This window comes from Pseudorhodobacter wandonensis (genome assembly GCF_001202035.1).
GTDB classification, from domain to species: domain Bacteria; phylum Pseudomonadota; class Alphaproteobacteria; order Rhodobacterales; family Rhodobacteraceae; genus Pseudorhodobacter; species Pseudorhodobacter wandonensis.
Genome location: NZ_LGHT01000038.1, coordinates 1 through 14,727, shown reverse-complemented (window position 1 = coordinate 14,727; position 14,727 = coordinate 1). Strand labels below are relative to the sequence as shown.

Sequence of the window (14,727 nt, the reverse complement as noted above, 5' to 3'; positions counted from 1 at the left end):
TGGCGCTTGCTTGCTTTCTTGTTCTGGCTTTGCCCTGCTTTGCCCAACAGCCTGATACCATTCGGATCGCCACCTTCAATCCAGACCTCAGCCGCAAAGGGCCGGGGATTTTGCTGCACGATATACTATCGGGCAACGACAAACAGATTGCTGCCGTCGTCACCACATTGGCCGACCTGAATGCCGATGTGCTGGTGCTGACCGCCTTTGACTATGACTATGATCTGGTCGCGCTGACCGCACTGGCCGATGCCTTGGCCAAAGCAGGTGCGCCTTACCCCTTCCGTTTCGCGTCGCTGCCCAATACCGGCATGCCCTCCGGACTTGATCTCGATGGCGATGGCCGACTGGGTGGCCCCGCCGATGCCCAAGGCTTTGGCATGTTTTCTGGCCAGGGCGGGCTGGCCGTCCTGTCTCGATTGCCGATTGATACAACCGGCTTTCGCGATTTTAGCGACTTTCTGTGGCAAGATTTACCGGGAAACCTGATCGCCGACAGCCTGCCCGCGGCTGTCAAGCCTGTTCTACGCCTGTCCAGCAATGCCCACTGATCTGCCCGTCACCCTGCCCGACGGCACAGCGCTGCACCTGCTGATCTGGCACGCCACGCCGCCCGTGTTCGATGGCCCCACAGATCGCAACGGCCGCCGCAACCATGATGAGGCGGCGTTTTGGGTGGCGCTGCTAAATGGCACCCTGCCGATGCCTGCCCCCAGCAACCCCTTCATCCTGTTGGGCGAATCCAAGCTTGACCCGATTGACGGCGATGGCCGCACAGGGGCAATGCAGGCCTTGCTTGCCGATCCGCGCCTGCAAGACCCCACCCCCAAAGGCACCCACAACCGCGCAGAGCCTAACCATAGGGGCAACCCCACGCTTGATACCGTGCTTTATGATTTCGGCGGCTTGCGGGTAGACTTCGTCTTGCCGTCTTCGGACTTGCGCGTGTTGGATGCGGGCGTGGTCTGGCCCGCCCCTTCGGCGGCAAACGCCGAAACCGTAGCCCTTGCCTCGCACCACCGGCCTGTCTGGGTTGATATTGCTTTGCCCTAAGCCGCTGCCTTGACCATCACGGCCCAAAACGCTACGCAAACCCCAATCATTTTCCTTAAAATGCAGGAGCGTTCCTTGGCCAACCCTTCCCTTCTTATCCTCGCCGGTGACGGCATCGGCCCCGAAGTCATGACCGAGGTCAAAAAGATCATCGCGTGGTTTGGTGACAAACGCGGCGTGCATTTCGATGTGTCCGAAGATCTGGTCGGCGGTTGCGCCTATGATCAGCACGGCACCCCGCTGCATGACAAAACAATGGCCCGCGCTATGGAGGTTGACGCTGTTCTGCTGGGCGCCGTCGGTGGCCCGAAATATGACAACCTTGATTTCAGCGTAAAGCCCGAGCGCGGCTTGCTGCGCCTGCGCAAGGAAATGGACCTGTTTTCCAACCTGCGCCCTGCCCAATGCTTTGATGCTTTGGCCGATTTTTCCAGTTTGAAAAAAGACATCATCGCCGGTCTGGACATCATGATCGTGCGCGAACTGACGAGCGGCGTGTATTTCGGCGAACCACGCGGGATTTTCCCTGATAACGAAGGCGGCCGCGTGGGCATCAACACCCAGCGCTACACCACCAATGAAATCCGCCGTGTTGCGCGTTCCGCGTTTGAATTGGCCAAGCGCCGGAACAACAAGGTCCACTCGATGGAAAAGGCCAACGTCATGGAATCCGGTATTCTGTGGCGCGAAGAAGTGCAGTGGGTGCATGACAATGAATACCCCGAGGTCGAGCTGCACCACATGTATGCCGATAACGGCGCGATGCAGCTGGTCCGCTGGCCCAAGCAGTTTGACGTTATCGTCACCGACAACCTGTTCGGCGATGTGCTGTCCGATACAGCGGCGATGTTGACAGGCAGCCTTGGCATGTTGCCATCGGCCAGCCTTGGTGCACCGCAGGCCAATGGCCGCCCCAAGGCGCTGTACGAGCCGGTGCACGGCTCGGCCCCCGATATTGCCGGCCAAGGCAAGGCAAACCCGATTGCCTGTATCCTTAGCTTTGCGATGGCGCTGCGCTATTCGTTCGATATGGGCGATGAGGCGACGCGCGTTGAAAAGGCGATTGAAAAAGTGCTGGCCGATGGCGCCCGTACAGCCGATTTGATGGACAAAGAAGGCGGCACCCCGATCAGCACCACGCAAATGGGTGATGTGATCATCGCGGCGCTGGATGCCTCGCTCTAAGGCCCGCGCTTGGGATAAAACGTGAAAAGGGGTGCGCAAGCGCCCCTTTTTTCATTGCTGTCCACATCTTCCACCACAAGCGAGACATCGCCAACGCTTTCAGGAATGAAGCGAAAATCTGGAAAAGACTAAGGTAATTGCCTTGTCGCACTTGCGCATTAGCGCTAACAGGCGCACTACTTTTGCAATCCAGAATGAACCGAGATCAAAGATGCCGATTGTGAAATCCAACCTGCGCGGCGCACTCATGGCGCTGATCGCGTTCGCTATTTATTCCACCCATGACGTCTTTGTAAAATTTCTGGGCGGGCATTATTCGGCATTTCAGATCATCTTTTTCTCGGGCTTGCTCAGTTTTCCGCTGGTCGCGATGATGCTAATTAGCGACCGCAGTGATGGCAATTTACGCCCGCGCCACCCGTGGTGGACACTGGTTCGCACTGTGTCAACTTTGATCACCGGCGCTTCGGCTTTCTACGCGTTTTCGGTGCTGCCGATGGCGCAAACCTACGCAATTCTCTTTGCGACTCCGCTGCTTATCACGCTACTCGCGATTCCCATTTTGGGCGAAAAGGTGGGCATTCGTCGCGGCTTGGCAATCTGCGTCGGCCTTGCCGGTGTGCTGATCGTTCTACGCCCCTCCGGCGCCGAGCTTGGCCTAGGCCATGCTGCAGCACTGGCCGCAGCGGTGTTCTCGTCGCTCGCATCGGTTATCGTGCGCAAGATCGGTCAGGAAGAACGGTCGGTTGTATTGCTGTTGTTTCCGATGCTCGCAAACTTTGTCGTCATGGGGGCTATTTTGCCCTTTGTTTACAAGCCCATGCCGATCGAGCATTTGGGCATGGTCGGCATTATTGCCGCCTTTGGTATTGTCGCCAGCCTGTTTGTCATCAGCGCCTACAGATCAGCCGAGGCGGTGATCGTGGCACCGATGCAATACAGCCAGATGATCTGGGCCACGATCTTTGGTTTCCTGATTTTCAAGGAAATGCCAGATCAGCTGACCCTGATAGGCGCGGCGGTTATCATGTGCAGCGGGCTTTATATCGTGCTGCGTGAAAGCCGCGGAAAGGTGTCGAAGAACAACCCGGTTCTGCAATCACGCACCCGCCATGAAACCGGCATCCTGCCGCGCATCAGCCTGTTGTTGCGGCGCTGAAAACGGCAAAATAGGCAATTTTTTTGCCCAGTATCGGCGGCATAACCACTTGCAAATTCAGCACGTTGGGCCTATGTCTCGGCCATCGGTCGGAGCGTAGCGCAGCCTGGTAGCGCACCTGCTTCGGGAGCAGGGGGTCGGAGGTTCGAATCCTCTCGCTCCGACCAAATAAAACAATGAACTATGACGCATCAGGCCCAGCGCGACAGCCGAAAATTTACTCAGGGTAACAATTAGGGTAACAGATGTCTCTGCAAGGCGGAGGGTCGGTATAAGATATGACTGTTAATCAATTGGTCGTAGGTTCGATCCCTACCGCCGGAGCCAAAAATCACCAAGTAAGCAATAACTTAGCTTCACCCACTCTAAGCGGGCTTGGTTATTTTTGGCCAAGGGTAACGTTTGGGGTAACGGATTGCGCCGAAACAGGCCGCAAGGGAATCGCATTTCACCGGCTCTAATCAACAAAGTCGCCCAGCGCGAAACTGCCTCACGCCAGAACTCAAATATCCACGTTCTGCAAGGCTCACTCCAGCCTACCTTCCTAATGGCCAATGTCGAAGTTATCGCAACCTACGAGCTCTACAACATCAACCGCACAAAATTAGAAAACCTGATTCACCGCATCTTAGAGCCTGCATACCCCCGCGGCTTCCTCCTTCCGAGGTTTGTCAACGTGGGCCGCCATCTAATGGTCGCCAACGTCGTGCCGCGGCTCACATCGAAAAACTTTCAGGAGAGCGGTCATTCTCCGCAAGTGCAAAACCTCAAGGCGCGATCACGTAAAGGTGACGTTGAGGCTACGGTCACAGCGCGCTTTATTTCTGCCCTGTCGTAAGGCAGATACGAGCCTGTTCTGAAAAACTCAGCCACGCAAAAAGTGCCTCGAAAACATGGAGCGTCGTTTTCATTAAAGGCCAATTGGCAAACGTTGTTAACAAAATTCAGTCTTTGAAGGAAGATATTCTACTGATCTGGCCCGTTCGGACGAATATGTGAGTTTTTCAACAGAATAAGCCCAAAACGGGCCCTCGATTAAGGCTTTGGTTCTGCAGTCGCCGCTTCGGATTGCCGCCTCATATTTATCAATCAGCTTGCGTTGGGAGGAAGCGATATCGTGTGGTTGCCGCTGCCCCGAAGCACCGTGATATTAGCATTGTTATCAATGCGAATTACCAAAAAATTGCCACGCTGCCAGAACCCTTTACAGTGATCAACGATTGTAGAGACCTTCTTGTAGGTCAAATTATTAAGATGTTGCGTTGCATTCGCGAAACTGTGTGGAACTATCTCCCATCGTGTGTCGGATACTTGTTTCCACCCTTCGATATCTACTGCTGCTCTCGTAATGCCATTGATGCAACCGATGGCTATTGCCCCCTCTAGAGACCGGTATTTGGCCGACACGTTCCAAAATTGGCAGGTAGCTTCTTTATAGAGATCTGAGCCGTCATCAGGATAATTTTTCCGACGATCAGCCACACCTCTATCGATATTGAAAATGAAAATCGGTCGCTTCATCAAAGACGGCGGCAAACTTGAGAGATCAAGCTTCGGAGCACACCAAGCACGCAATTCTGTGCGAGATTTCATCCCACTCTCGACTGAACCATGCCCGGATTGCTTATTCGTCAACGGGATCTTCATTTCGCGCAGCATGTCGATCAATGCACTTTCAATCAAAAGCGCCTCGTCATCATTTCTCAGTCCCGATCGAACTATCTTCCATTGAACATCGCCAGTAGTTTTCCATATTTCTCGGATCTTCGCTATTTTATCTCGCTCTTTGCCGCCGTTGCCACGAGCTTCATCGAAATGGTCAAAAATTCGGCGGTTTCCTAGCCCTGCGCGACCGCCACCTTTGCCGACGTAGAATGGTTGACCCGTTGCTGGATCAAATAGCGCGTATACATAGTGGCCAAGCCTCTTAGCTACTAGATCGTCGAACAACTCTGCATCGATTTCATTTTCCATATAATCGGTCCCATAGTAGGCTGTGGAGTGCACCCATCGGATGGTCCAGTTTGATTGTTATTGCATGGTCGGCCTCTGGTCTATTGGCATCATGCTTTCTGGCGCGGTGGGCGGTAGCGCACGGCGCTATGCGGCCTAACTGTATTGTGGTGATGCCGACAGCGTTCGATCAGTATCTGCGCTTCGCGCAAGGTGTAGAAGACCTCTCCAGTAAGCATCTCATCCCGGAAACGGGCGTTGAAGCTTTCACAATAGCCGTTCTCCCATGATGATCCTGGTGTAATGAAAGTTGTTTTAGCGCCGACAGCCCGGCTCCAAGCACGCACTTTATTGGCAATGAACTCTGCCCCATTATCGGACCTTATGAACTCAGGCGGGCCGCGCAGGATAAATGACTTTCGGCCCAGAGCATGCGCAACTGGGCCGTCTCTGTTCTGGGGTCGAGCTCCCGATAAGTTCACAGGATAGCTGTGAACAAGGGCGACTTGCAAAAGATTATAATTAACCAATCCAAAGTATTGTGATGCGCTGAGGTGCATCTCTGCGCAAAGTCTGAACTCTCCTCCCTTCGATCGCTTCTTAATGTCTGGATTTAAACCTCTGGCTGAAATACGGTCCTGAAAAGACGTTGCAAGGGACAGATTATTCAATGGCATCAATAGAAAACGGTTCAGATCTCGGCATTGAAGCCAGCCTGTTCAAAACCGCCGACAAACTGCGCGGCAATATGGAACCGTCAGATTATAAGCACGTCGCCCTTGGCCTGATCTTTCTCAAGCACATTTCGGACAGTTTCGAGTTAAAACGTCAGCAGTTGCTGGCTGAATACCCCGACGATGCAGAAGACCCAGATGCATACCTTGCCGAAAACGTCTTTTGGGTTCCTGCGGATGCGCGCTGGTCGCATCTGCAGGCCAACGCCAAACAGACCACCATCGGCAAGCTGATCGACGAGGCGATGATCGCTATCGAAAAGGTGAACCCGACGCTCAAGGGTGTTCTGCCCAAGGACTACGGCCGCCCAGCGCTGAACGCTGTCATGCTGGGCGAGTTGATCGACCTGATCTCTGGCATCGCCTTGGGCGAAGGCAAGGACAAGGCCCGCGACCTGCTGGGGCGCGTCTATGAATACTTCCTCGGCCAGTTCGCTGGGTCCGAGGGAAAGCGCGGCGGCGAATTCTACACCCCCCGCTCGGTCGTTCGCACCATGGTTGAAATGCTGGAACCTTACAAAGGCCGCGTCTATGATCCCTGCTGCGGATCGGGCGGCATGTTCGTGCAGTCGGAGAAGTTCGTCGAGGCGCATGGCGGCCGTCTAGGCGACATCGCCATCTACGGGCAGGAAAGCAACTACACCACTTGGCGTCTGTGCAAGATGAACCTTGCCGTGCGCGGTATCGACGCTGACATTAAGTGGAACTCGGAAGGCACTTTCCACAAGAATGAACTGCCCGACCTGCGCGCCGATGTGATCCTGGCCAACCCACCGTTCAACATCTCGGACTGGGGCGGTGAGAGGCTGCGTGAGGATGGGCGCTGGAAATATGGCATCCCCCCCGCAGGCAATGCTAACTACGCCTGGCTGCAACACATCCTGCACCATCTGGCGCCGTCGGGCACGGCGGGGGTGGTGCTGGCCAATGGCTCTATGTCATCCACCCAGTCGGGCGAGGGCGAGATGCGCAAGGCTATGATCGAGGGCGAGGTGATCGACTGCATGATCGCCCTGCCCGGCCAGTTGTTCTATTCCACCCAGATCCCGGCCTGCCTGTGGTTTCTGGCCAAGGACAAGTCGAACGGCATCGCCCGCGACCGTAAACTGCGCGACCGGCGGGGTGAGGTGCTGTTTATCGACGCCCGCAAGCTGGGGTTTATGGTGGACCGCACCCGGAAAGAGTTTTCCGACGCCGATATGGCGCAGATCAGCGATACCTACCACGCTTGGCGACTGGGTGAGGGTTACGCCGATGTGCCGGGATTTTGCAAATCCGCGAGTTTGGAGGAAATCCGTTCCCACGGCCATGTGTTGACCCCGGGGCGTTATGTGGGGGCAGAGGCGGCAGAGGAAGACGATGTGCCCTTTGCCGAGCGGTTCGCAGGGTTGCAGGAGGTGCTGGAAGGGCAGTTTCGCGAAGCCGAGGTTTTGGCGGCTACCATTCGAGCGCGGTTGGCGGGGGTTGGGGTGTGAGGGACACCAAAGAGAGTCGAACGATCAGGCTAGGTGATCATTGCCTAAAGATCGGCAGCGGTGCAACGCCACGCGGCGGCAAAGAAGCCTACCTTTCCGAAGGGCCGTTTTCGTTGATCCGCAGCCAGAACATTCTCAACGAACGCTTTTCATTTGGCGGCCTAGCTTTCATTTCGCAGACGCAAGCTGACCAACTGTCCAATGTAGAAGTGTTGGCAGATGATGTGTTGCTGAACATCACGGGAGATAGCGTTGCGCGAGTCTGCCAAGTTGACCCAGCGGTGCTTCCTGCCCGCGTCAATCAGCATGTCGCGATCATTCGACCAGACAAGGAAATCATAGACCCGCGTTTTTTGCGCTATCTTTTGGTATCGCCGGAAATGCAGTCGCACATGCTCGGGCTTTCTGCATCGGGCGCAACTCGAAACGCGTTGACTAAAGGGATGATCGAGAAGTTCGAGATACCCTTGATCCCCCTCCCCGAACAACGCGCCATTGCGGCGACACTCGGGGCGCTGGATGACAAGATCGAGTTGAACCGGAGGATGAACGCCACGCTGGAGGCCATGGCGCGGGCGCTGTTCCGCGACTGGTTCGTCGATTTCGGCCCCACCCGCACCAAGATGGCAGGCGAAGCCCCCGACCTCTCGCCCGACCTCTTGTCCCTATTCCCCGACCGTCTGGACGACGCGGGCAAGCCTGTGGGGTGGGATAATGTGCCAATGGATGCGCTGGCCGAAGTGACCATGGGCATATCTCCCGAGGGCTCAACATATAATGATACGGGTGTCGGCACTCCACTTTGCAATGGCCCGGTTGAATATGGTGATTTTTTTCTACGACAGATCAAATGGACAACAGCGCCAAGCAAGCTTGCGCGGCGTGGCGATTTGATTATTTGCGTGCGCGGTTCGACCACTGGTCGACACGCCTTCGCTGATGCAGAGTATTGCCTCGGACGGGGCGTCGCGTCCATTCGAGGGCGCGAAAGCAATCAAGAGTTCGTCGAAACCGCCCTAATGTTGCAAATGGACCGGCTTCTGCAAAAGACGACTGGCTCGGTTTTCCCAAGTTTGGCCACGCAAGACATCAAGAAATTCGCGCTGGTTGACCCCGGCCAAGCCCTGCGTATGGCGTTTGCAACGATAGTCCGCCCCATGCGCGACAGAATCTGGTCCAATGCTGAAGAATCCCAAACTCTCGCCCAAACCCGCGACCTCCTGCTGCCACGCCTGATGTCGGGGGAGCTGCGGGTGGCTGATCTTGACCAAGCCGAAAAGGAAACCGCCGCATGAACCTGCCGGTACCCACCAAGAACGCCATGCTGCTTGGAAACGGGCTAATCACCCATATCCGCACAGTGCAGGAGTATCTGAAAAAGCATGGCAAGCTGCCCCAACGACCCTACCTGACTTACACCCAACTGGTCGAGCAGACTGGCGCGAAGCTCGCCATGGTTGGCATCGGCAATTTCCTCGATGAGGTGATGACCGCCATCCACGCGCCGGATACCCCGGAAGCGCTGCGGGGCCTGACCCTGTTCATTACCGACAAGACCGGCTTCATCGCCTATGGAACCGGCAAACACGACTGGCACGGCATCGATGCCAAAAACGCCCCACAGTATCGCAAGGCCGTGCTGGGTACTGATTGGTCCGATATCGCCTTCGTTTGCGGAGACCCTTTATGATGACTTGCTTGCCGGGCTATGAATGTTTGGTGGCACACTTCACATCGGAAGAATTCCGGGTGGCCAATGCGGTGCAGATAGCTGAGGCTCTTGTATGATCGACGATGATGCCTCCAAATCCTATGCAGCGAGAGAACGACAAGACGCATCAGCGCAGTTTCAGGCGATGGCTATCCAAATGGATACGTATGAGGACCTGATCATCGCTCAGGCAAAGCGCGGCATTGAAACGCTGATCGGGGCTGTTGTGTCACGTCTTGCGAGCCGGGGCGGGGTTTTGGATGACTTTGCCGATAACGGGAATTGGCCCTATTCGTCGCCGTTGGCCAAAGCAGACTTCCTTGAACAGCTGTTCTGGGCAAAGCACGAGTTCGAATTTGTCCAATGGGACGACAGTTTCAAAAATACGGTCGCTAAAGAGTGCAATGAGGTTATTTGGGAAGGCAGTTGGCGGCAGACTCTGACGTTTGACTTCGTCTCGACGGCATGCGGCATCGAAAGTGGCCCATCTTCGTTGCACGAGATCGACGTCTGGGCTGCCTGTCACCTATCTCAGCTGGTTTGGACGACACTGATCGAATCAGATATGAGCTTACTAGATGACTTAGGCATTATCAGACACACTAAAAACAACGCTGAACATTATGATGAGCAAGGAACAATCGTCGGCCAAGATGGAGCGTTTCATGACACGGCGAATGCCAGTGCGCATCCCCTCCGCGCTGCAGTGCTTGATGTGGGAGGAATTACGGTTGTCGGTAACGATTTTCAAGAATTTGTTGTACCTACCGATATAAGATATGACAAACAAATGAAATATTGGGAAGAATGTCACTCTGCCATCATTGCTTGGGCAAAGCCGCAGTTCGATATTGTCGCGAAGCAAACTATCGAAACACTAAAGAAACAGCCCGCTCTTGGGATGTTTGAAGCCGATTACAAATTTCGAAATTATTGGGACGAGTATAGCCATGAGGTTCAGAATGGCCCGTTTATGGAAGAATGGTATGAGACAGTGGAAGCATTTTGCCATGGTGTGGTTGACGCCGTTGACCAACCAACTCTGACACTCCTGACCATCGCTGCGATTGAAGATCAAGCTGAAGACGAGGGCCCACTCAATGCGGGAGCCGTTTGGCCCGAACTGGTCGTCCGGGTGGTCCTGCAGATTGTAAATCAGGCAGCAGGCGAACGGGATCTGGAGAGTTTCAATCGGGAGTTCGAGGAATATCTCGAAGAGGACGAAGAGGACGAAGAGGACGAAGAGGACGAAGAACAGTAATGCCCACCCTGACCGAAGCGGAAGTTGAAATCGTCCTACTCGATCACCTCGGGGAGCTGGGCTACATCTGTATCAATGACGCGATCTCGGGCCCCGATGGTCGAGCGCCAGAACGCGAGGCCTATTCGGACACATTCCTGCTCAGTCGCCTGCGCGATGCAATTGCCCGCTTAAACCCACAGATCCCTGAGGATGCCCGCGAGGATGCACTGCGCAAGTTGCTGGCGGTTGAGCGCCCCTCGCTGATCGAAGAAAACCGCCGACTGCACCGTGCCATGGTAGAGGGTGTGCCGGTTGAGTACCGCGCCGAGGATGGCACGATCCGCGGTGACGCCGTGCGCCTGATCGACCCTGAGGACCAGCAGAACGACTGGCTGGCCATTGCCCAATTCACAGTTATTGAGAACGGCAGCAACCGCCGCCCGGATGTGGTGGTGTTTCTGAACGGCCTGCCGGTCGGCGTAATCGAGGTGAAGAAGCCCGGAGCGGAAACCGCAACCCTGGGCGCGGCCTTCAATCAGTTGCAGACCTACAAGGCACAGATCGGATCACTCTTCCGCGCCAATGCTGTGCTGGTTACGACCGACGGTATTCAGGCCCGCATCGGGTCGCTGACCGCTGATCTGGAACGCTTCATGCCTTGGCGCACGACCGATGGCGTTGATGTGGCCCCGAAGGGCGCGCCGGAAATGTCGGTGCTGATTGAAGGGGTCTTTGCCCGACCACGGTTGTTATCGCTGCTGCGAGATTTCACTGTCTTTGGCGACACCTCCGGCGGCATCGCCAAAATCATCGCGGGTTATCACCAGTTCCACGCCGTCAAACGTGCGGTTATCAGCACGGTTGAAGCCAGCCGATCGCAGGGTGATCGCAAAGCCGGGGTGATCTGGCACACGCAAGGATCGGGCAAGAGCCTGCTTATGGCGTTCTACGCCGGGCAATTGGTGCGCGAACCTGCGATGGAAAACCCAACCATCGTCGTCATCACGGATCGCAACGATCTGGACGACCAGTTGTTCGGCACGTTTTCCATGTGCCGCGACTTGATCCGCCAGACCCCGGTGCAAGCCGATAGCCGCGAGGATTTGCAAAAGGCACTCTCGCGCGCCTCGGGCGGGGTCATCTTCACCACCATTCAGAAGTTTGCCCCCGAGAAGGGCGAGGCATACCCAATGCTGACCGACCGTCGCAATGTGGTCGTCATCGCCGACGAGGCCCACCGCAGCCAGTATGGGTTCAAAGCCCGCATCGAAAAAACCGGCGCCATCGCCTATGGCTTTGCCAAGCACCTGCGCGATGCGCTGCCCAACGCGTCTTTCATCGGTTTCACCGGAACCCCTATCGAACAGGACGATGTGAACACGCCTGCGGTGTTCGGGCATTACATCGACGTTTATGATATCAGCCGTGCCGTCGAAGATGGGGCGACGGTCCCGATCTATTACGAAAGCCGCCTCGCACGGATCGAGCTTCCAGACGCGGAAAAGCCCAAGGTTGATGCAGAAATTGAAGAGCTGACCGAGGATGAAGCTGTCAGCGAGCAAGAACGGCTGAAGCGCAAATGGTCCACAGTCGAGGCGCTTGTAGGATCTGAGAAGCGACTACGCATGGTTGCCGAAGATCTGATAGCGCATTTCGAGGCCCGGGTTCAGGCGATGGATGGCAAGGCCATGGTCGTCTGCATGAGCAGGCGCATCTGCGTGGACCTCTATAGCCAGATTGTGGCCCTTCGCCCCGACTGGCATTCCGATGATGATGCGGGCGGCACGATCAAAATTGTTATGACAGGCTCTGCGTCAGATCCTGAAAGCTGGCAGCCCCATATAGGCGGCAAGGCACGGCGCGACCTTCTGGCGAAGCGCGCAAAGGATCCGAAAGACCCGCTTAAACTGGTGATCGTCCGTGACATGTGGCTGACCGGATTTGACGCGCCGTCGATGCACACGATGTACATCGACAAGCCTATGCGCGGGCACGGCCTCATGCAGGCCATTGCGCGGGTGAACCGGGTCTTCAGCGACAAGCCCGCAGGCTTGATCGTCGATTACATTGGCATCGCCCAGAACCTTAAATCCGCGCTAGGCCAGTATTCCCAATCAGACCAGGAACAAGCAGGTATTGACGAGGCGGAGGCTGTAGCAGCCCTTCTGGAACGATTGGATGTGGTGCGCGCCATGTTCCACGGCTTTGACTATTCAACCGGGCTGACAGGCACGCCACATCAGCGCCTGGTCGCTTTAGCCGGAGCACTCGACTGGATCCTTGCAAAGCAAGACGAAGCCGCCCAGCGCGAAACAGACAAGGAAGCCAAGAAAGCCGCCCATCGTCGATATCAGGATGCGGTTTTGGCGCTATCCAAGGCCTTTGCCCTCTGTTCGGCCAGCGATACCTCCCGCGACGTTCGCGACGAGGTCGGCTTCTTCCAGACCGTACGAGCGGCGATGGTCAAGGCTGCTGATACCTCCGGCCGCTCTGCCGCCGACCGCGATCTGGCCATTCGCCAAATCGTAAATGGCGCGGTCGCCTCTACCGAGATCGTCGACATCCTTTCGGCCGCTGGGCTTTCATCGCCAGATATTTCGATCTTGTCGGATGAGTTCCTGGCCGAAATCGGACAGATGGAGAAGAAAAACCTCGCGCTAGAAGCCCTACAAAAGCTTCTGAATGATGAGATCAGATCACGTAGCCGGTCGAACGTGATTGAAACACGGAAGTTTTCCGAACGGCTGGAAGAAGCGATCTCCCGTTATCACACCAATGCCATCAGCACCGTAGAGGTGCTGCAAGAGCTGATTGCGCTGGCGAAGGAAGTGCGTGAGGCCAGAAGCAGGGGTGAAGAAACTGGCCTCACTCCAGAGGAAATCGCTTTCTATGATGCGCTGGCCGACAATCAGAGTGCTGTCGATGTCCTTGGCAATGACCAGTTGAAGATCATCGCGCATGAACTTCTGAAGGGCCTGAAAGCCAATGTCAGTATCGACTGGGCACACCGCGACAGTGCCCGGGCGCGACTGCGGGTCCTCGTGAAGCGCATCCTACGGAAATACGGCTACCCGCCTGATCTGGAGGACGCCGCAGTTCGGGGCGTTCTGGCGCAGGCGGAGGCATTGCTCTCAGAAATTTCCATGGAATAGAATGCTTTTATTGCGGATGGTGTGGGTGGCACATTTCACCCAAAGCTCTACTACTACCGATTGAGAGTCCCACATCTTAGCACGCTGTCAAAATTTTCCGAATCATTTCACCCTTCGCTTTAATCGAGCTCACTGCGTTCCAAAAGGTAATCATACGCTCGGTCGATGACTAACGGGTCGTAAGCGTTCTCGGGCCCCCACCTTCTGCATGATCGATTAACCTGCGACTCCGCACCTGTTGGACATGGGGCGGGAGTTTCGCGATGGCGACTACGGTGGAGTTTCTCAGGGACTATGGGGTGGATTTACGGGGCAATGGCCAGAAGCGCTGGCCTGACGAGGTCAAGGCGCAGATCGTTGCAGAAAGCCTGAAGCCTGGCGTAACGGTGAACGCGGTTGCGGCACGTTATGGGCTGCGGGCGAACCATTTGTCGGAATGGCGTGGTCGGGCTCGGGACGGCACGTTGGTTTTGCCGGCGATGGAGGACGACGGCTTCTGCTTTGCGTCTCTCGTGCTGTCGGAGGGAAATACGCCTTCTTTGCCGGTGCGTTCGGGTCAACCAGGCAAGCCAGAAGCGCAGCCTTTGGGATCAATCGAAATCGCTCTGGGCCAAGTGACAATCCGGCTGGACGGTGCCGCGACAGCTACCAGAATTGCCGAGATTGTGCGCGCGCTCGGGCCTTCGCCATGATGTTCCCCTCCAACCGGGTGCGGGTTCTGGTCTCGACACAGCCGATCGACTTCAGGAAGGGTCATGATGGGTTGGCGGCGTTGGTGTCTTCGGTTCTGCGCAAGGATCCGTTCACTGGGACGGTGTTTGTCTTCCGGGCGCGCCGGGCGGACAGGCTGAAGCTTTTGTATTGGGATGGCACGGGTCTGGTGATGGCCTACAAACGGCTGGAGGATATGACCTTCATCTGGCCCGCGATCAAAGACGGGATAATGGCACTGAACCATGCCCAGTTCGAGGCACTGTTTGCCGGTCTCGACTGGCGTAAAGTCAGGGCTCTGGAGACGCGCCCACCGGCTGCGGCAGAGTGACTCAACCGCTTGGTGTGGCG

The 14,727-nt window shown here is 56.1% G+C and carries 11 protein-coding genes, 1 tRNA gene and 2 pseudogenes; 12 read left to right on the top strand and 2 right to left on the bottom strand.

Features of this window, described 5'->3' with window-relative positions; translation table 11 throughout:
* Positions 1 to 65 precede the first annotated feature (65 nt).
* The 5 genes and pseudogenes from AKU79_RS20020 to AKU79_RS19535 all read left to right on the top strand — a co-directional run bounded on the left by AKU79_RS20020 (position 66) and on the right by AKU79_RS19535 (position 4,235).
* Positions 66 to 1,053: pseudogene (locus AKU79_RS20020) on the top strand (endonuclease/exonuclease/phosphatase family protein).
* 75 nt (positions 1,054 to 1,128) lie between these two features.
* On the top strand, positions 1,129 to 2,238 hold the full coding sequence (leuB, locus tag AKU79_RS12465) for a 3-isopropylmalate dehydrogenase (RefSeq protein ID WP_050523990.1): 1,110 nt from the start codon (positions 1,129 to 1,131) through the stop codon (positions 2,236 to 2,238).
* Positions 2,239 to 2,455: 217 nt separating this feature from the next.
* On the top strand, positions 2,456 to 3,397 hold the full coding sequence (locus AKU79_RS12460) for a DMT family transporter (protein WP_050523989.1): 942 nt from the start codon (positions 2,456 to 2,458) through the stop codon (positions 3,395 to 3,397).
* A gap of 90 nt (positions 3,398 to 3,487) precedes the next feature.
* Positions 3,488 to 3,564: transfer RNA gene (locus AKU79_RS12455), tRNA-Pro, on the top strand.
* A 380-nt stretch (positions 3,565 to 3,944) separates the two neighbouring features.
* Entirely contained in the window at positions 3,945 to 4,235 is a 291-nt protein-coding gene (locus tag AKU79_RS19535) for a hypothetical protein (RefSeq protein WP_050523927.1), read from the top strand.
* A 251-nt stretch (positions 4,236 to 4,486) separates the two neighbouring features.
* Here AKU79_RS19535 and AKU79_RS12445 read toward each other — a convergent pair whose 3' ends face one another.
* Together AKU79_RS12445 and AKU79_RS18990 are read right to left on the bottom strand one after the other, a co-directional pair.
* Positions 4,487 to 5,371 carry a GIY-YIG nuclease family protein gene (locus tag AKU79_RS12445; protein ID WP_156209715.1) on the bottom strand — a complete coding sequence of 295 codons (885 nt, stop codon included), beginning with the start codon at positions 5,369 to 5,371 and terminating at the stop codon, positions 4,487 to 4,489.
* Positions 5,372 to 5,460: 89 nt separating this feature from the next.
* Positions 5,461 to 5,763, bottom strand: a pseudogene (locus AKU79_RS18990) (integrase core domain-containing protein); the annotation flags it as partial.
* Positions 5,764 to 6,020: 257 nt separating this feature from the next.
* Here AKU79_RS18990 and AKU79_RS12440 point away from each other — a divergent pair.
* From AKU79_RS12440 to tnpB, 7 genes are all read left to right on the top strand, one after another.
* Positions 6,021 to 7,559 (top strand): class I SAM-dependent DNA methyltransferase, encoded by a 1,539-nt coding sequence (locus tag AKU79_RS12440; protein ID WP_050523925.1) that lies wholly within the window; start codon positions 6,021 to 6,023, stop codon positions 7,557 to 7,559.
* Positions 7,556 to 8,854 carry a restriction endonuclease subunit S gene (locus AKU79_RS12435; protein WP_082224033.1) on the top strand — a complete coding sequence of 433 codons (1,299 nt, stop codon included), beginning with the start codon at positions 7,556 to 7,558 and terminating at the stop codon, positions 8,852 to 8,854. The genes AKU79_RS12440 and AKU79_RS12435 overlap by 4 nt, the downstream gene beginning before the upstream one ends.
* A complete protein-coding gene (locus AKU79_RS12430) occupies positions 8,851 to 9,249 on the top strand; it encodes a hypothetical protein (RefSeq protein ID WP_050523923.1) in 399 nt (132 codons plus the stop codon). Before AKU79_RS12435 ends, AKU79_RS12430 begins: the two co-directional genes overlap by 4 nt.
* A 94-nt stretch (positions 9,250 to 9,343) precedes the next feature.
* A complete protein-coding gene (locus AKU79_RS12425) occupies positions 9,344 to 10,531 on the top strand; it encodes a hypothetical protein (protein ID WP_050523922.1) in 1,188 nt (395 codons plus the stop codon).
* Positions 10,531 to 13,665, top strand: a complete 3,135-nt coding sequence (locus AKU79_RS12420) for a type I restriction endonuclease subunit R (protein ID WP_050523921.1) — start codon at positions 10,531 to 10,533, stop codon at positions 13,663 to 13,665. Before AKU79_RS12425 ends, AKU79_RS12420 begins: the two co-directional genes overlap by 1 nt.
* Before the next feature lie 263 nt (positions 13,666 to 13,928).
* Positions 13,929 to 14,357, top strand: coding sequence for an IS66-like element accessory protein TnpA (gene tnpA / locus AKU79_RS12415; protein WP_050523920.1), 429 nt, complete (start codon positions 13,929 to 13,931; stop codon positions 14,355 to 14,357).
* Positions 14,354 to 14,707: an IS66 family insertion sequence element accessory protein TnpB gene (gene tnpB, locus AKU79_RS12410; RefSeq protein ID WP_050523626.1), complete on the top strand. Its 354-nt coding sequence runs from the start codon at positions 14,354 to 14,356 to the stop codon at positions 14,705 to 14,707. Before tnpA ends, tnpB begins: the two co-directional genes overlap by 4 nt.
* Positions 14,708 to 14,727 lie beyond the last annotated feature (20 nt).